Below are 16,288 nucleotides of genomic sequence, written 5' to 3'. Positions count from 1 at the left end.
GGCCCGATCGTGAACCAGGTGACTTCCCCCACCTGCACAACGAAGAACACACCTGCGACCGCTTCGCGTTTGTTGCGTTCGCTGATCGCCGCGCTGACGCTCTGCCTGACCCTCGGGCTGGTCTCGCCCGCAGCCGCCGACGACCTCAACGACAAGCGCGACGACGTGCGCAAGTCGATCGTCGCGTCGAAGAAGGACGTCGCCGAGTCGAAGGCCGAAATGTCGAAGGCCGTGGCCAAACTGGCCAAGGCGCAGTCGGCGCTGGCCAAGGCCCAACGCGCGCTTTCGGCGGCCGACGCCGCCGTGGCGCAGGCCAAGAGCCAGGATGCCGCCATCGCTGCCCGGCTGGCCGCGGCCCGCGACAAGCTCGCGAAGGCCAAGCAGGCCGTGGCGGCAGCCAGGGCCGAAGTCGACGCCCAACTCAGCGTGATGGGCCAGGTCGCTCGCGACGCCTTTCAGCAGCAGACCGATCTGGTCGGCCTGAGCGTGGTATTTGACTCGGCCGACACCGGCGACCTCTCGCAGCGGCTGCACTGGTCGACCACCGTGTTCGACGCCACCACCGCCCAACTGAAGCGACTGCGTGACTTGAAGGCCAAACTGGTGGCCGCTCAGCAGGCTCAGGCCGTGATCGAGCAGCAGATCGCTGCCGACAAGGCCGAGTCCGAAGCGAACGTGGCCCACCTCAAGGTGTTGCAGAGCCAGGCGGCCCTGGCCCGGGCGAACGTCTCGGGCAAGGTGGCCAGCCTGGCCAAGGCCAAGACGGCCGCCAAGGCAGACCTCGCCGCCGAGCAGGCCGAATACCGCAAGCTGCAGTCGCAGGAGGCGAAGATCTCGGCCGAGATCCGGCGCCGCGCCGAGATCGCTCGCAAGAAGGCAGCCGCGGCCGAGGCGAAGCGCCGCGCCGCTGCGAAGAAGGCGGGCAAGACCTACGTGCCACGCAACCAGTCGTCCAAGGGGTTCATCAGGCCTGTCAACGTCTCGCCGGGTTCGCCCTTCGGGCTTCGTTACCACCCGATCCTGCACGTGTGGCGCATGCATCGCGGCACCGACTTCGGCGCACCCTGCGGTATGGCGATCTACGCCGCGAACGACGGCCGGGTGGCCAGCGCGGGCCGCCAGGGTGGCTTCGGCAACTACACCGTCATCGACCACGGCATCATCGGCGGCAAGTACGTCTCAACCGGCTACGCCCACCAGTCGCGCATCATCGTGCACCGTGGCCAGCGGGTGAAGCAGGGCCAGCTGATCGGCTACGTGGGCACCACCGGGCTGTCGACGGGCTGCCATCTGCACCTGCAGGTCTACGTGAACGGCGGCGTCGTGAACCCGATGCGGTACATCCCCTGACGCTCTGGCATAGCCCCTTGCTAGGCTGACCCTCTGATCAGGCGTCGACCAGGGGAGTTCGAGCACCATGCCACGTGAGAAGGGGCGCATCATGGTCGCCCAGAATCGCAAGGCGCGGCACGACTACCACCTGGGCGATCGGTTCGAGGCCGGGCTGGTGCTCACCGGCACCGAGGTGAAGTCGTTGCGGCTCGGTCGCGCGTCGCTGGCCGACGCCTTCGCCACCGTCGACGACGGCGAGGTGTGGCTGCGCAATGCGCACATTCCCGAGTACACCTTCGGCACCTGGACCAATCACGCCACCCGGCGTAAGCGAAAACTGTTGCTGCACCGGCGCGAGATCGAGAAGCTCGAGCGGGCGACCACCGCGTCCGGCCGCACCATCGTGCCGCTCGCGCTGTACTTCAACGACGGGTACGCCAAGGTCGAGTTGGCGATCGCCACGGGCAAGAAGGACTGGGACAAGCGGCAGACCATCGCCGAGCGCGAAGCGAATCGTGACGCGGCCCGAGCCTTGGCGGCGCGCAACCGGGGCGAATGATCGTGCGTGCTCGGCCCTGGCTGCTGCTGGGCTGGATCACGCTCACCATCGCCCTGACCGGCCTGCAACCGAGGCCCGCGCACGCGGCCACCGGCGATCAGATCGACACCCTCACCGTTTCGTACACGCTGAACGACGACGGGTCGCTGCGGGTCGACGAGCGCATTGTGCTGCGGTTCGGCCCCAACTCCGGACGGCACGGCCTCGAACGCTGGCTCGTCACCCGCGAGCCGTACGACGACGACGAAGACCTGATCTTCGAGATCACCGACCCGACGGTCACCAGCCCCGACGACGTGTCGACCACCACGACCGTGCAACGCGACCTCGGTGAGGGCCGAACGCAGTCCATGCGGGTGAGGGTGGGCGATCCCAGACGCACGATCTTCGAGCCGACCGCCACCTACGACCTGAGCTACACGGTGCGTGGGGCGATGCGCACCTTCCCGGGCTACGACGAGTTGTACTGGGACGTCACCGGCACCCAGTTTCCCCGCGTGGTGACCGCCAGCGTGACCGTCAACGTGCCCGGCGGGGTGCAAGAGGTGTTCTGTTCGGCGGGGCCGGTCGGTGCGGACGATCCGTGCCCGACCCGGCTGATCGACCAGGGCGTCGGACGGTTCGTGGCCACCACGATCGCCGCGGGCAACCCGCTCACGATCGCGGCGAAGCTGCGGTCACGGCTCACGCGGGGAGGCCCCATTCTGGTCGAGAGCGCCGACGTCACCCAGCAGCGGCACGAGCGGGTGGCGCTGGCCGGGGGCGGCCTCGTGGCCCTGGTCACGCCGCTGTTCGGCTGGTGGTACTACCGCCGCAACGGTTACGACCGGCGCTTCGACGGCCTGCCGGCCGGAGTGGTGCCCGCCTCGGGCGAGGCCGTCGAGGAGGTGCCCGACCCGGGCGTCGAGGTTCCGGTCGCCCTCGCACCACCCAGCGTGCCCCTGGTCGAGGCGGGGCTGTTGCTCGACGGCCGGCCGAACCCGCGGCACACCGCCGCCACCCTGGTCGGACTTGCGATCGACGGTGCCATTCGGCTGCGCGGAGGCGATCACCCCCAGGCGCGCCTGGTCGATTCGCGCAGGGCGCGCGACCGGCCGTCCGTGGTGTTGTTGGAGGAGTTGTTCGACGGCGGCGTCACGGTGGCCGCGCTGAACTCGCCCGGACTGCTTGCCGAGGGGCATGACCGCATCGTGGCCGTGGCGCGGCAGCGCGCGGACGCCGACGGCTGGTTCATTCGAGCCAACCCCGCACGCTCGGCAGGAACCAGCGTGATCGCCGCTCTGGCCGTGGGCTACGTCGCCTTTCTCTTTCTTGGCGCCATGGCGTGGTATCTCGTGCCGGTGCTTGTCTCCGTTGTGCTCACCCTTGCCGTCGTGCGGCACAAGCTGCGGCGCGGTCAGCGCACGGGGCTGGGCAGAGCGCTGACCGATCAGGTCGAGGGTTTCCGGCGCCACCTGGCCACCGTCGAGGCCGATGAGCTGCGCGGCGCCGAGGGCGACGACATCTTCTCGCGCTACCTGCCCTGGGCGATCCTGTTCGACCTGACCGAACGCTGGACGACCCTGTGCCGCCAACTGGTGGCCGACGGACGGCTGCCGGACGTGGCGCCGACCGGGTACGACGGCGCGACCTGGAACCTCAGTGACGTGCCGGGGCAGGTGTCGGGTTTGACCGCGTTGGTGGCCTCGAGCCCCTCCACACGCGATCCGGGCGGGGGCTCCGGCTGAGCGGGCGGGCAAGCAGGACTGCGGGAACGGCCAGGCCGCGTTCGCGTCGAATCTGCGCCTGAGTAGGGCTGTCGCCAATTGCTGAAACGCCCCCGTTACATGGGTTTTAGTATCTGAGACCAATATTTTGCTTTCGGGCACGGTCATGCCTACTCTGGTATCAACTCCACGGCGAGGAACGATTCCCGAACTCCCTGGAGCCGGCTTCACCGGCCGGTGAACAAAGCCCCTGCGGCACGACCGCGGACGAGGCTGACCAACGAGAAATTCCGAAGATGCGCTCCCAAGGGAGAGTCATGTCCACACCCATCATCACCAACGACTTCGCCCCGGTCGATGGCCTCGTGCCTGAGAGCCGGCGGGCGAGAACCAAGAACCCCTACACCCCCGTCATGCTCGCGGTGTCGATCGCTGCCACGATCGGCATTCTGGCCTACGCCTGGTTTCTGCTGAATCCCGCCAACCGCGGTGATCTGCTGCCCTGGGCCATGGTCATCGTGGCCGAGGTGATCCTGATCTTTCACGCGCTGATGGCGATGTGGGCGATCCTCGCCGGGGCCAAGGACCCCCGCACGTTCGCCTTCCACGACGCTCAGCGCGCCCTGTACGACCCGGCCGTCAACGAGCGGCTCGGGGTGACCGACGACCCCACCCAGTGGCCCCTGCACCTGGACGGCGACGCCGTGACCGCCGATCTGCTGATCACCGTCTACGGCGAGCCGATCGACGTGATTCGGCGCACCGCCGAGGCGGCCAAGGCCGTCCGTGGCGCCCACCAGACCTGGATTCTGGACGACGGCAAGTCCGACGCGGTGCGCGACCTGGCCGCCGGGCTGCGCATCGGCTACATCCGCCGGCTGACCAACCACGGCGCCAAGGCGGGCAACGTCAACAACGCGCTCACCGTGGCCAAGGGCGACTACTTCGTGATCCTCGACGCGGACTTCGTGCCGCGGCCCGAGTTTCTCGAAGAGACCCTGCCGTTCATGGTCGACAGCAACGTGGCCTTCGTGCAGACGCCGCAGACCTACGGCAACATGCACAACATCATCAGCCGCGGCGCCGGCTACATGCAGTCGATGTTCTACCGGTTCATCCAACCCGGCCGCACCCAGTTCAACGCGGCCTTCTGCGTGGGCACCAACGTGCTGTTCCGCCGGGCGGCCGTGCTCGACATCGGCGGCATGTACACCCAGTCGAAGTCCGAGGACGTCTGGACCTCGCTGATGCTGCACGAGCGCGGCTGGAAGTCGATCTTCATTCCCAAGACCCTGGCGGTGGGGGACGCCCCCGAGACCATCGAGGCCTACACCAAGCAGCAGCAGCGCTGGGCGACCGGCGGGTTCGAGATCCTGTTCACGCACAACCCGTTCAACCCCAAGCGCAAGCTCACGCTCGACCAGCGCTTCATGTACTTCGTGACCGCCACCTTCTACCTCACCGGCATCGCCCCCGGCATTCTGCTGTTCGTGCCGGCCCTGGAGGTCTTCTTCGACCTGCACCCGGTGAACCTGCAGGTGGACGTGTTCACCTGGTTCCTGTTCTACGCCGGCTTCTACGTGCTGCAGATCCTGCTCGCCGCGCTGACGCTGGGAACCTTCCGCTGGGAGGTGCTGCTGCTGGCCGCCAACTCGTTCCCGATCTACCTGCGGGCCTTCAAGAACGCCTTCATCGGGGTCGACACCAAGTGGCACGTGACCGGCACGACCAAGAAGTCGTCGGCCTTCAACTTCATCATTCCGCAGGTGCTCACCTTCGTGTTCCTGCTCGGCGTCTCGATCGTCTCGATCTGGCGTGACATCAACCTCGGTCAGCTCAACGTCGCCACCTTCTGGAGCGTCGTGAACACCCTGGCCATCGGCGCCTTCATCGGCGTGGGCTTCCACGAGGCCCGCGAGGTGCAGGGCGTTGCCGACCCGACCGACGTCGATCTCGCCGAACGCGTGGTCGAAGACGAGCCGAGCGCCCCGCTCGGGCCCGACGAGATCGTCAAGGCCCGCCGCCAGGTGCAGCTGCTCGCCAGCGCCCCGGCCGAGGGGGCCACCGACCTGCTCGAATCGTCGGCGGCTGCCATCGACGCGGCGGCGACCGAACCGGTGCCCGCCGAATCAACCCCCAAGCGTGCGGCCGAAACCGCAGGCATCAACTGACCCACCCCAACCCGATCACACCAAGAAAGTTCTGAGGCACAGCAATCATGACCTGGATCAATCGACTCAAACTGTGGGGCGGCATCCTGGGCATCGCCGCACTCGTCTTCGCACTCACCGTGCTGTTCAACCAGCGCCAGTCCCAGGTGGCCAGCGTCAGCGCGGCCGTCGACGCTCCGGCGTCCACCGTGGGCTCGTCCTACGGCGGCGTCGTCACCGACGTCTACGTCAAGCAGGGCCAGACGGTCTCGGCCGGCGACAAGCTGTTCACGCTCAACAGCGTGCAGCTTCAGCAGGACGTCGGTAACGGGCTCAAGCCCAACTCGACCGAGGCCTACGACATCAACACCCAGAAGGGCACCATCACCTACAAGGCGGTGAGCGCCGGCTACGTCGCTTCACTGGACGCCGAACCCGGCAGTTTTCTCGCCGGCGGCTCGTCCATGGCCGTGGTGGTGGCTGACGGCCAGCGCACCGTGACTGCGCAGTTCGAGCTCGAACCCACCGACTACGGCCGGGTCGAGCAGGGCGCCAGCGCACGCATCGTGCTGCCGAACAACCAGACGGTCACCGGATCGGTGGCCGGAGTGGAGGTCAAGACCAACGATGAGGGCAAGGCCATCACGTTCGTCACCATCGAGAGCAGCGCCCTGACCGACCCCAAACTGGTCACGCTGACCCGGCTCGACACCCCCGTCACGGCGATCATGGACCTGCGCGACGACGGCTGGCTCGCCGGCCCGTCCGAGGCCATGCTCGCGTTCTTCACCAAGATCGGTTTGAGGTGATCACCATCGACAGCACTCGACGTACCTTTCTCGGCGTTCTCGCCGGGGGTCTGATCACTGGACTGGTGGCCTGCTCGTCGTCTCCGGCGACGAGCGGTGCGGCCGGCCCCACCACCAATCCCGGCGCGAGCGGTTCGTCCGAGGTCGTGCTGGGCGCCGACCAGGTCGCTCCGCTGGTGAGCGGCATCGTCAACAAGGCCGGCAAGGATCTCAAGCCCGAGCGGCTGGGTGAGGGTTTGGTGCCGCCCACCAACAAATGGTTCTCGGGCCTGGTCTTCGGCGACACCGCTCAGCCGGTCTTCCCGCTGCCGCTGACCTTCGGGGTCGACGGCAAGGGGTTCGCCTTCGGGCTGCCCACGGTGACCACCACCGAGAAGAACATCATGGGCGGCTACGCGCCGATCATTCAGGTCGGCACCGGCTCTGCCACCACCTGGCAGGTCACCGCCTACGACGAGTTGTCGGTGACCCTCACCGGCACCGCCGGCGGTCAGGTCGTCGGCACGGTGCTGATCGCGGAGGGCTCGCCCTTCGTCACCTTCACCGCGGCCGCCGACGCGAGCCTGACCACCAACCTGCCGTTCGCAGCGTCCGGTGACGCCTATTCGGTGCAGGGCGGGGCGGCGGTCTACGGCCTGGTCACCAAGGCGAAGGTCTCCGGTAGCACGCTGAACCTGGCCAAGGGGCAGACCGCCACCTGGTTCGCCGTGCCCGACGGCGGCTCGCTGGAGGCCATGGCGCCATTGGCTGCAGACCCGGTCAAGGCCACGTCCGCCTCGTACGAGGTGACGGACAAGACGTCCACCACCCTGGACTACACCACCGTGGGGGGCGGCAAGACAGCCTTCGCGGCGATGCCGCACCAGCAGGGCACCCTGGCCGGTGCAGGTGACCCCATCGGCACCTACGCCAGCGCCTACGGCACCCTGACGGTGTACGCCGGCAACAAGCTGACCTGGACCGATGAGACGCTCGCCGCCCGGGCTGGCCTGGACCTATCCAAGCTGTCGAGCGCCGAGAAGAGCGAGGTCGCCGAGGCCGTCAAGGCCGACGTGGCGGCCGCCAAGCCCTACCCGGCCGACACCTACTTCGGCGGCAAGGCGCTCTACCGTGACGCGCAACTGATGCAGATTGCACGGCAGGTGGGTGCCGACGACGTGGCCGACAAGCTCAAGCAGCAGGTCACCGCCGAGTTGGAGAAGTGGACCGACCCCAAGGGTTGCGAGACCCGCGACGCTTTCTGCTTCTTCTACGACACGACCAACCACGGCATCGTGGGGCAGACCCCGTCGTTCGGTTCGGACGAGTTCAACGACCACCACTTCCACTACGGCTACTTCCTGTACGCCGCGGGCGTGCTGGCGGCGGACGATCCCGACCTGGCCGAGAAGCTCGCCCCAGTGATGAACCTGCTGGCCGCCGACATCGCCACCTCGTCGACCAACGAGTACTTCGTGTCACGGCGCAACTTCGACAGCTACGCGTCGCACTCCTGGGCCTCGGGCACGGTTCCGTTCGCCGACGGCAACAACCAGGAGTCGGCGTCCGAGGCGGTCACCGCCTACGCGGGCCTGACCCTGTGGGCGCAGGCGTCGGGCAACAAGGCCCTGGAGGTCGAGGCCCGCTGGATGCACGCCCTCGAGGGTGCCTCGGCGCAGGCCTACTGGACGAACTTCAACCTCAGCGACCCGGTGTACTCCGGCTTCACCCACAAGGTGATGCCGCTGAACTGGGGCGGCAAGCGCGACTATGCGACCTGGTTCTCGGCCGAGCCTGCCGCGGCCCTGGCGATTCTGCTGATTCCGGTCAGCCCATCGTCTGATCAGTTGAAGGGGGACGCGGCCCGGATCGCCGAGAACGTCGCCGAGGGCGTCGGCACCAAGGGCTTCAACCAGCAGTACGGGGACTACATCCTGATGTATTCCGCACTGGCCGGTGAGGACGCCCGGGTCAAGGCACTGGATGAGCTGCGAAAGTTCGACAAGAGCAAGATCGACGACGGCAACACCTACAGCTACACGCTGGCCTGGTTGTTGAGCCTGAAGCCGTAGCGGCTGGTCGAGCTTGTCGAGACCGATTGGGTGGCGGGAGTTGGGATGGTTCCCACCTCCCGCCATCCGTCATCCCGGCGGACGCCGGGATCTCGCTGGTCGAGCTTGTCGAGACCTCTGACGCTTTGCGGTCGTGAGATCCCGGGTCAAGCCCGGGATGACGGTGGTGGCGGCCAGCTCGACAGGCTCGGCCAGTTCGGCCTGTCTGCGGGTCTTCAGTTCTGCGCCGACAGGAACTCGAGTACCGCTCGAACACGGCGGTTGTCCTGGTCGGGGCCCAGCTGCAACTTGGCGAACACCCCGGCCACGTGCTTGCTCACCGCGCCGGCCGACAGGTGCAGTTGCTCGGCGATGGCCGCGTTCGACAGACCGCGGGCCATCAGCTCCAGCACCTCGAACTCGCGGGGGGTGAGGGCCGCCAGTCGCGGCGAGGTGCGGTGCAGCAGCCGAGTGGCCACATCTGGGTCGATCACCACGCCGCCCGCGGCGACCACCGCCAGCGAACGCAGGAAGTCCGCCACCCGCGCCACCCGGTCTTTCAGCAGGTAACCCAGGCCGCCGAGGGTGCCGGGCGGGCCCCCCTCGGGCCCGAACAGCTGATGGGCGTATTCGGGGGCCACGTACTGGCTCACCACCAGAATGCCGATCGCGGGGTGGTCGGCCCTGATCCGTAGCGCGGCCCGCAGGCCGTCGTCGGTGTAGTCGGGCGGCATGCGCACGTCGGTGATCACCACGTCCACGCCCGCCGCCGCGTGGTGTGCCACCACGGCCAGCAGCTCGTCGGCACCGGCGGCCTGGGCCACCACCTCGTGCCCCTGGCGCTCCAGCAGTCCCGCGATGCCCTCGCGCAGCAGGGCCGAGTCGTCGGCGACGATCACCCTCACGAGCGGCCCGCCGAACCGAGTGAGGGCCGGCCCGCCTCCAGCAGCAGCGGAATCCGCGCGCTCACCGTAGTCGGGCCGCCGGACGGGCTCGAGACGGAGATCTGGCCGCCGAAGGCGGCCAACCGCTCGCGCATGCCGTCCAGGCCGCCGCCTTCGGTGATGCGGGCACCACCAGGTCCGTCGTCGACCACGCTGACGTGCAGAAACCGGTCGGCGGCCAGCACCACGCTGACCTGCGCGCCGGCCGCGTACTTGGCCGCGTTGGTCAGGGCCTCGGCGGCGAAGAACCAGGCCGCCGAGGCAACCCCCGCGGGCACCTCGGGCAGCGGGTGCGGCACCCGCACCTCGATTGCTCCGGCGCCGGTCGAGAGCCGGGCGGCGAGTTCGCGCACCGCGGCCTCGAGCCCGCGCTGGGCCAGCAACCGGGAATGCACGCCCGCGACGGTGTCGCGCAACGCCCGCAGGGCCAGGTCGACCTCGTCCTGAGCCCGCTCCAGCAGCGGCACCGCCGCCCGCAGCCGGTCCGCATCGGTCGCCCGCGCCGGCGAGGCCAGGGCCAGCGTGACCTCGCCCACCTTCATCGAGGCCGAGACCAGATACTGCTGCGCCCCGTCGTGCAGGTCGCGCTCGATGCGGGTGCGCTCGAGCTCGAACGCCTCGACGATGCGCAGCCGCGACCTGGTCAGCGCCTGCACCTGGTCGGCGTAGGGCAGGGTGACCGGCGGGTTCGCGGCCCGGGCGATCGAACGCGTCTTGATCACCTCCAGCCAGCAGGCGCCGGCCACCCCGAGCACGCCCAGCAGCATCGCCCACAGCGCCACGTCGCCGGCCGGCCGCAGCAGGACCGCCACCGCCAGCCACGACAGGCCGCCGGCCGCGACCGAGGCCAGCTGCAGGCCGCACAGCGCCCACCGAGGACGCACCGCACCGTTCACCCGGGCCACCCTATCGACCCCGCCGGGCGCCGATGGTGGAGCTGGCTCCACCCCGATCGGGCGGCTGGCACCATGGTCGAGGTCAACGCCAGCGGGTCGAATGGAGGCATGACGATCACAGACACCGCACCCACCCGACATCGGGTCGATCCGCTCACCGCAGACGGCCTGGTCAAGCGCTACGGGCAGGTGGTGGCGCTCGGCGGGGTGAATGTGCACATCGCCCCGGGTGAGAGCGTGGCCATCATGGGCCCGTCCGGCTCGGGCAAATCGACCCTGCTGCACTGCCTGTCGGGCATTCTGCCGCCCGACGAGGGCCGGGTGACGCTCGGCGCGGTCGAGCTCTCGGCCCTTTCGGACGCCCATCGGTCACGGCTGCGCCTGCAGCGCTTCGGCTTCGTGTTTCAAGACGGCCAGCTGATCGGCGAGTTGCCCGCCCGCGAGAACGTGGCCCTGCCGCTGCTGTTGACCGGCGTGCCGCGCGGGGCGGCGCTGCGGCAGGCGGACGACTGGCTGGCGCGGCTCGGCCTGCCGGGCATCGGCGGGCGCAGGCCGGGGGAGCTGTCGGGCGGCCAGGCGCAGCGGGTCGCCATCGCCCGGGCGCTGATTCACGCGCCGTCGGTGATCTTCGCCGACGAGCCCACCGGAGCGCTCGACCAGGCCACCGGGCACGAGGTGATGCAGATCCTGCGCGCCACGGCGCGCATGACGGGTTCGACCCTGGTGCTGGTCACGCACGACCTTCAGGTCGCCCGCTGGTGCGAGCGACTGATCGAGATTCGTGACGCCCTGGTGCACAGCGACACCCGCACGGAGGCCTGAACCATGACGACGACGATCGGCTTGTCGACCCGGTTGGCCCGGGCCCGGCTGCGGGACGCGCGCGGGGCCGGCGTGCTCGACGGTTTCGCCGTGCTGGCCTTCGCGGTCACCGCCTGGATGGCCTTCGTGGTGACCTCGGGCACGTGGGCGTTCGCGCAGCGGCGCGTCGCACCGCCCCAGAGCCTTGCGGCCTTCGACACCGAAACCGTCACGTTGATGACCAACACCTACGTGATTCTGGCCGGCATCGCGTGCGCGCTGCTGATCGCTCCGGTGCTGTCGCTCGGCGGGGCCGCCGCGCGACTGGGTGCCCGCGGTCGGGCCCGGCGGTTGGCGGCCCTGCGGCTGGTCGGTATGACCGGCGGTCAGGTGGTCACGATGTCGGTGATCGAGAGCGTGGTGCAGGCTGCGGTGGGCCTGCTGGTGGGCGCGGCCGCGTGGGCACTCAGCCTGCCGCTGCTCGCCATGCTGAGGTTTCAGGGCACCACCTTCTCGCTCGCCGAACTGGTGCTGCCCTGGTACCTGTGGCTCGGGGTGGCGGCCGTGCTGCTGGCCCTCGCGGCCGCGTCGACGGCGCTCGGGCTCAGCCGGGTGCGCATCTCGCCGCTCGGCGTGGCCCGTCAGCAGACCACGCCGAGGCTGCGCGCCTGGCGCGTTGCCGCCCTGGCCGTGGGTGTCGTCGCCATCGTGGTGGGTGGACGCGTCATCACCGGCTCGAGCGGCGCACTGATCGGCGGGCTGGTGTTCGTCGGGCTGTTGGGCTTCGGCATCGCGATGGTCAACCTGATCGCGCCGTGGTTGCTGCAGGTGCTGGCCAGGGTTGGGCTGCGGGTGGGTTCGCCGGCCTGGCTGCTCGGCAACCGGCGCATCGCCGCCGACCCGAAGGCCGCGTGGCGCAACGTGTCGTCGTTGGCGCTGACCGGGGCGGTCGTCGGCATGCTGTGCGTGATTCCGCTCGACTCGTCGGTGCTGGCCGGCGTCGACGAACTCAACCTGATGCTGCTCACAGACATTCGCACCGGCGCCGTGGTCACCCTGGTGATCGCGCTGATCGTGGGAGCGGCGTCCACCGCGCTGGCCCAATGCTCCGACGTGGTCGACCGAGCCGACGAGCTCGTGGCCCTCGACCGCATCGGCGTGCCGCGCAGCCTCGACGCGGCCGCCCGCCGGCACCAGGTGATGGTGCCCCTGCTGAGCACGTTGGTGCTGTCGATGGGGCTCGGGGTGCTGGCCGCGCTGCCGTTCACGGCGACGTTTCCGCAGCGGTTTGCGCTCGGCCCGTCCAGCCTGCTCGTGCTGGCCGGCAGTCTCGTCGGCGCGACACTGCTCACGGTGCTCGCCGCCGAAGCGACCCGTCCGCTGCGGGCCCGCGCGCTGTCGACCCAGGTACGCCGCAACGACTGAGGCGAAGGCTAGCGAGCCACCCGCAGCTGCTCGCGCAGGAAGCGCAGCGGCTCAGGGTCGCCGTGGGTGGTGAAGGCGTCGCCGCGGTTCCACAGGCCGGTGTACAGGCCGCGCGCCGAGCCGGTGAGCACCGTGTCGGCATCGGGGTGGGCGCCGCTGGCGGGCACCGCGCCGTCCGGCCCGATCGCGACCGTCCAGGCGCCCAGGCCGTCGTCGGTCTGCACGCTGACCCGGGCCGGGCGGGGCAGGGTCAACCCGTAGTGCGCCAGCCCGGTGAACCCCATCAGCAGCTCGTCGATGCCGTCGCGGGCCAGGGCGGGGGAGAACCACAGCTCCTGGGGCAGGGGTGCCCGGCCCAGCCGGGCCGCCATCGCGTCGACCCCGTGGATCGTCGTCTCGTGCGCCTGCCGCCTGGTCCAGGCCTGGCGCGGCGCGGGCGCGTCCATCAGGAAGAACGGCACCTCGAGGTCGTCCGGGGCCCCGGCGAGCGCGTTGAGCAGGTCGACCATGCCGTCATCGAGCCACTGCAGCAGATCGTCGGACGCCGCGGCCTCGGCGAGCACCTCAGGATCGTGACGAGTGGGCTCGTCGCGCACTTTGGCGGCCGCCCAGCGGTGCACCATGCCCTGGTGGGCGAGCAGGTCGTGCATCGTCCACCCGGGGCAGGTTGGCACGGCCACCGCGAGGCCGGCGCTGGCGGCGTTGTTGCGCAGCACGGCGGTGGCGTTGCCGATCGCTTCGCCGAGGTCGGCGAACTCCAGGGTGTTGGGCATACCGGCACCCTAGGGTGTGTCGGCCGACCCTGACCACGCCTGGCGCACCGTAACCCTGACCGGTCGGGTCGGGGCCCGAGCAGGGGGCGGCCCGATACCTTCGCCGCCGCCCGGCGACGATGCTGGTGGGCATGACCAACGACTTCTTCGCCCCCGTCGACAGCGTGTCCAAGACCGATCGCGACCGCGCCGAGCAGCGGCTGCGCGAAGCACATCAGCTCGGTCGGATCGACGCGGCCGAACTCGAGGCCCGCATGTCGCGGGTGATCGCGGCCGAGCGGCTCGACGAGCTCGCCGCCGCCACGGACGGCCCGCTGCCGTCCGGCGCCACCAATGCTTACGCCCAGCCCGGCCCCTACGCCCAGCCCGGCCCGTACGCCCAGCCCGGCCCGTACGCCCAGTCGTACGACCACACCGCCTACGCCGAGCCCGGTGCAGCGCAGGGGCGCACCCGCCCGACCTTCGTCGGCACCGTGGAGCAGGTCGGCCAGGGCATGTCCGAGCGAGGCACCACGATGGCCGTGGTCGCGCACCTGCTGCCGTTCGTCACCTGGCTGTTCGGGCCGGCCGTCGTCTGGGCGCTCTCGGCCAAGGGTTCGAACACCCGGCGCGAGGCGGCCAAGGCGTTCAACTGGCAGTTGATCGCCTTCGTGATCGGCATCGTGGTGGCCGCCCTGGGCTGGATCATCCCCGGCGACGGCAACCCGATCGCCGGCATCTGGACCGCGATCTGGGTGGTGCTCACCGTGATCGGCGCCGTGATGGCCGGCAAGGGTGCCGAGTGGACGAACCCGATTCGCCGCGTCGTGCCGCTGGAAGTTTTGAACGAGCGCGGACGTTGATAAGCTGTAGTGCTCACCAGCGATGGTGAGAGCACAACTCAACAGGGGGTGACTGGTTTCGACTCGGGACGGTAGTCCCAGGCGAAGCGGGCCGAGGATGAGGCACATCTCGTTAACGATTCCTCACAACCAATAACTGCCGAAACCAATCGCGCAGACTTCGCTCTCGCTGCCTGAGCAGTGACCGAAGGGTCAGTCCGGGCGTAGCCTTCCGTCCGATCACTGGCCTCGTTTAGAAGGCTTGCTGAGCCGCCTGGGTTCCAGGGGCGGCTCGGGACTTCACTGGAACTGGGCTTGGCTACCACGTGTTGACCCGAGGGTAGAAGCCGAGAAAACCGTCAGGTCGACTGCGCCCGGAGAAGTCCTGGTTCACCTTCTGAGGACGGGGGTTCGACTCCCCCCACCTCCACCCACCGCAAGGGGCCCCGCCGCAATCGGCGGGGCCCATTGCGCGTCGTCCCGACAACGGCGGCCACCCCCCGGAGGGCGCTGCGGGGGTCTGTGCCGCGATGGCATGCTGGGGGCATGGACGGGCGATCGTCATGAGCGTCGAGGCAACCGTGGGCGTGCTGCTGGTGGCCAGCACCGAGTTGAGCGACGGCATCTTCGATCAGACCGTCGTGCTCGTGCTGGACGCCGATGAGTCGGGTTCGCTCGGCGTGGTGCTGAACCGCGAGGCGACGATCGACCTGCGCAGCGCCCTGCCCGCCTGGGCACCCCTGGTCAGTGAGCCGCGGGTGCTGTTCGAGGGTGGTCCGGTGTCGCAAGAAGGCGCGATCTGCCTGGCGTCGCCGCGGCGTCCAGAAGAAGAGCCGCCGGGCTGGCGCTCACTGTTCGACGCGGTCGGATTGCTGCATCTCGACACCCCGGTTGAGATCGCGGAGGGCGCCTACCGTGACCTGCGCATCTTCGCCGGCTACGCCGGCTGGGCGCCGGGGCAGTTGGAACACGAGCTCGAACAGGGCTGGTGGCATGTGGTTCGGGCCTCCTACGGCGACGTGTACGACCCCGATCCCGACACCTTGTGGCGCCGGGTGCTGCGACGGCAGGGCGGCGAGCTCGCGCTGCTTGCGACGTGGACGGCGACGCCGGAGCAGAACTGAGCCGAGGGCGCGATGACGCTCGGCCGACCGGCCACGGCTGCCGTCGATAGAGTTTCGGCGTGGGCATGGAGGCCGACCCGAAACGTCCTCAGGGCTCGGGTTTCGGGGCAGGTGCTGAAGATCCGGCGCAGTCCGCGCGGCTCGCGCGCTGGACCGGCCTGCTGCGCACCGGCGGGTCCGCCGCGATCGGCTCGGTCGCCCTGATCGTGGTGCAGCTCGTCGTGTTCATCGTGTGGCCGCCGGTGCACACCGTCGTGGACGTGTTCGGGCTGATGAACGAGAACCCGGTGCTCGGCCTGCTGTCGATGGACGTGCTGCTGCTGGTGAACAACCTGCTGACCTGGCTGCTCTACCTGGGTCTTGGGGTCGTGCTGTGGCCGGTCTCACGCTCGGCGGTGACGCTGGTCGTGGGGCTGGGCACACTGCAGATGGCGGCCTACACAGCGTCCAACCCGGCCCTGGACCTGTTGACCCTGGCCCGGCTTCACGCCGCGGCAGCCGCCGACGAGCGTGCCGCCTTGGCAGCGGCCGGTGAGGCGGTACTGGCCCGGTGGAACGGAACGGCGTTCGTGACCTACTACCTGCTGGGCGCTGTGGTACTTCTGATCCTCGCCTGGTTGCTGCGCCGGTCGGCCGCCTTCAGCCGGGCCACCGCAGCCTGGGCGCTGGCGGCCGGGGTGCTGATGCTGGTGCCCTCCTCGTTCGGCACCGTCGGTATGGTGCTGGCCCTGGCCTCTTTGGTGCCCTGGAGCGTGCTGTGCGTGATGGCCGGGCGCCGGCTCCTCGGCCTGGCCGGTTGTCGGCTCGGCATTGGGCGACGCGATCTACCCGGCCCGCGTTGAGCCGACCACTAGACTTCAGGCAGGATTCGGGGCTTCGACGAGTGAGGTGACGGTGTCGGAGAACATCCAGCGAACG

At 69.5% G+C, this 16,288-nt stretch carries 14 protein-coding genes and 1 other RNA gene; 12 read left to right on the top strand and 3 right to left on the bottom strand.

Going from position 1 to position 16,288, the window contains the following annotated elements; genetic code table 11:
• The first annotated feature begins 69 nt into the window (after positions 1 to 69).
• From MPLG2_RS05890 to MPLG2_RS05865, 6 genes are all read left to right on the top strand, one after another.
• Positions 70 to 1,350, top strand: a complete 1,281-nt coding sequence (locus MPLG2_RS05890; RefSeq protein WP_105185338.1) for a M23 family metallopeptidase — start codon at positions 70 to 72, stop codon at positions 1,348 to 1,350.
• A 67-nt stretch (positions 1,351 to 1,417) separates the two neighbouring features.
• Positions 1,418 to 1,891, top strand: a complete 474-nt coding sequence (gene smpB, locus MPLG2_RS05885; protein WP_105185337.1) for an SsrA-binding protein SmpB — start codon at positions 1,418 to 1,420, stop codon at positions 1,889 to 1,891.
• On the top strand, positions 1,888 to 3,618 hold the full coding sequence (locus MPLG2_RS05880; protein WP_105185336.1) for a DUF2207 domain-containing protein: 1,731 nt from the start codon (positions 1,888 to 1,890) through the stop codon (positions 3,616 to 3,618). The genes smpB and MPLG2_RS05880 overlap by 4 nt, the downstream gene beginning before the upstream one ends.
• A 296-nt stretch (positions 3,619 to 3,914) precedes the next feature.
• Positions 3,915 to 5,768, top strand: a complete 1,854-nt coding sequence (locus MPLG2_RS05875; protein WP_231935848.1) for a glycosyltransferase family 2 protein — start codon at positions 3,915 to 3,917, stop codon at positions 5,766 to 5,768.
• 47 nt (positions 5,769 to 5,815) lie between these two features.
• The gene (locus MPLG2_RS05870) at positions 5,816 to 6,556 is read left to right on the top strand and encodes an HlyD family efflux transporter periplasmic adaptor subunit (RefSeq protein ID WP_105185335.1); all 741 of its coding nucleotides are present in this window, start codon (positions 5,816 to 5,818) and stop codon (positions 6,554 to 6,556) included.
• Complete coding sequence (locus MPLG2_RS05865) at positions 6,553 to 8,607, top strand: glycosyl hydrolase (protein WP_105185334.1); 2,055 nt, start codon at positions 6,553 to 6,555, stop codon at positions 8,605 to 8,607. The genes MPLG2_RS05870 and MPLG2_RS05865 overlap by 4 nt, the downstream gene beginning before the upstream one ends.
• Positions 8,608 to 8,822: 215 nt before the next feature.
• Here MPLG2_RS05865 and MPLG2_RS05860 read toward each other — a convergent pair whose 3' ends face one another.
• Positions 8,823 to 9,491 carry a response regulator transcription factor gene (locus MPLG2_RS05860; RefSeq protein ID WP_105185333.1) on the bottom strand — a complete coding sequence of 223 codons (669 nt, stop codon included), beginning with the start codon at positions 9,489 to 9,491 and terminating at the stop codon, positions 8,823 to 8,825.
• Complete coding sequence (locus MPLG2_RS05855; protein ID WP_231935846.1) at positions 9,488 to 10,426, bottom strand: sensor histidine kinase; 939 nt, start codon at positions 10,424 to 10,426, stop codon at positions 9,488 to 9,490. The genes MPLG2_RS05860 and MPLG2_RS05855 overlap by 4 nt, the downstream gene beginning before the upstream one ends.
• Before the next feature lie 108 nt (positions 10,427 to 10,534).
• On the opposite strand from MPLG2_RS05855, the gene MPLG2_RS05850 reads away from it, so the two are divergent.
• Both MPLG2_RS05850 and MPLG2_RS05845 read left to right on the top strand, forming a co-directional pair.
• Positions 10,535 to 11,248: an ABC transporter ATP-binding protein gene (locus MPLG2_RS05850; RefSeq protein WP_105185332.1), complete on the top strand. Its 714-nt coding sequence runs from the start codon at positions 10,535 to 10,537 to the stop codon at positions 11,246 to 11,248.
• A 3-nt stretch (positions 11,249 to 11,251) separates the two neighbouring features.
• Positions 11,252 to 12,652, top strand: coding sequence for an FtsX-like permease family protein (locus tag MPLG2_RS05845; RefSeq protein ID WP_105185331.1), 1,401 nt, complete (start codon positions 11,252 to 11,254; stop codon positions 12,650 to 12,652).
• 8 nt (positions 12,653 to 12,660) lie between these two features.
• Here the strand turns inward: MPLG2_RS05845 and MPLG2_RS05840 are convergent, their stop codons facing one another.
• Entirely contained in the window at positions 12,661 to 13,425 is a 765-nt protein-coding gene (locus tag MPLG2_RS05840) for a maleylpyruvate isomerase family mycothiol-dependent enzyme (protein ID WP_105185330.1), read from the bottom strand.
• A gap of 131 nt (positions 13,426 to 13,556) precedes the next feature.
• Here MPLG2_RS05840 and MPLG2_RS05835 point away from each other — a divergent pair, with 131 nt between their 5' ends.
• From MPLG2_RS05835 to MPLG2_RS05820, 4 genes are all read left to right on the top strand, one after another.
• Complete coding sequence (locus MPLG2_RS05835; protein WP_158680912.1) at positions 13,557 to 14,267, top strand: DUF1707 and DUF4870 domain-containing protein; 711 nt, start codon at positions 13,557 to 13,559, stop codon at positions 14,265 to 14,267.
• A gap of 44 nt (positions 14,268 to 14,311) precedes the next feature.
• Positions 14,312 to 14,679: a transfer-messenger RNA gene (ssrA, locus tag MPLG2_RS05830) on the top strand.
• A gap of 130 nt (positions 14,680 to 14,809) precedes the next feature.
• Positions 14,810 to 15,370 carry a YqgE/AlgH family protein gene (locus MPLG2_RS05825; RefSeq protein WP_105185328.1) on the top strand — a complete coding sequence of 187 codons (561 nt, stop codon included), beginning with the start codon at positions 14,810 to 14,812 and terminating at the stop codon, positions 15,368 to 15,370.
• Positions 15,371 to 15,429: 59 nt separating this feature from the next.
• Entirely contained in the window at positions 15,430 to 16,212 is a 783-nt protein-coding gene (locus MPLG2_RS05820) for a hypothetical protein (protein WP_158680911.1), read from the top strand.
• Positions 16,213 to 16,288 lie beyond the last annotated feature (76 nt).

This window comes from Micropruina glycogenica (genome assembly GCF_900289045.1).
Lineage (GTDB): Bacteria > Actinomycetota > Actinomycetes > Propionibacteriales > Propionibacteriaceae > Micropruina > Micropruina glycogenica.
The sequence above is the reverse complement of the archived record's forward strand: the minus strand, read 5'-3'. Positions and strand labels throughout refer to the sequence as shown.

Excerpts from the sequence above, each read along its gene's own strand:
- MPLG2_RS05840 (WP_105185330.1), bottom strand. The coding sequence starts at position 13,425 with ATGCCCAACACCCTGGAGTTCGCCGACCTCGGCGAAGCGATCGGCAAC.
- smpB (WP_105185337.1), top strand. The coding sequence starts at position 1,418 with ATGCCACGTGAGAAGGGGCGCATCATGGTCGCCCAGAATCGCAAGGCG.
- MPLG2_RS05835 (WP_158680912.1), top strand. The coding sequence starts at position 13,557 with ATGACCAACGACTTCTTCGCCCCCGTCGACAGCGTGTCCAAGACCGAT.
- MPLG2_RS05880 (WP_105185336.1), top strand. The coding sequence starts at position 1,888 with ATGATCGTGCGTGCTCGGCCCTGGCTGCTGCTGGGCTGGATCACGCTC.
- MPLG2_RS05845 (WP_105185331.1), top strand. The coding sequence starts at position 11,252 with ATGACGACGACGATCGGCTTGTCGACCCGGTTGGCCCGGGCCCGGCTG.
- MPLG2_RS05870 (WP_105185335.1), top strand. The coding sequence starts at position 5,816 with ATGACCTGGATCAATCGACTCAAACTGTGGGGCGGCATCCTGGGCATC.
- MPLG2_RS05875 (WP_231935848.1), top strand. The coding sequence starts at position 3,915 with ATGTCCACACCCATCATCACCAACGACTTCGCCCCGGTCGATGGCCTC.
- MPLG2_RS05825 (WP_105185328.1), top strand. The coding sequence starts at position 14,810 with ATGAGCGTCGAGGCAACCGTGGGCGTGCTGCTGGTGGCCAGCACCGAG.
- MPLG2_RS05850 (WP_105185332.1), top strand. The coding sequence starts at position 10,535 with ATGACGATCACAGACACCGCACCCACCCGACATCGGGTCGATCCGCTC.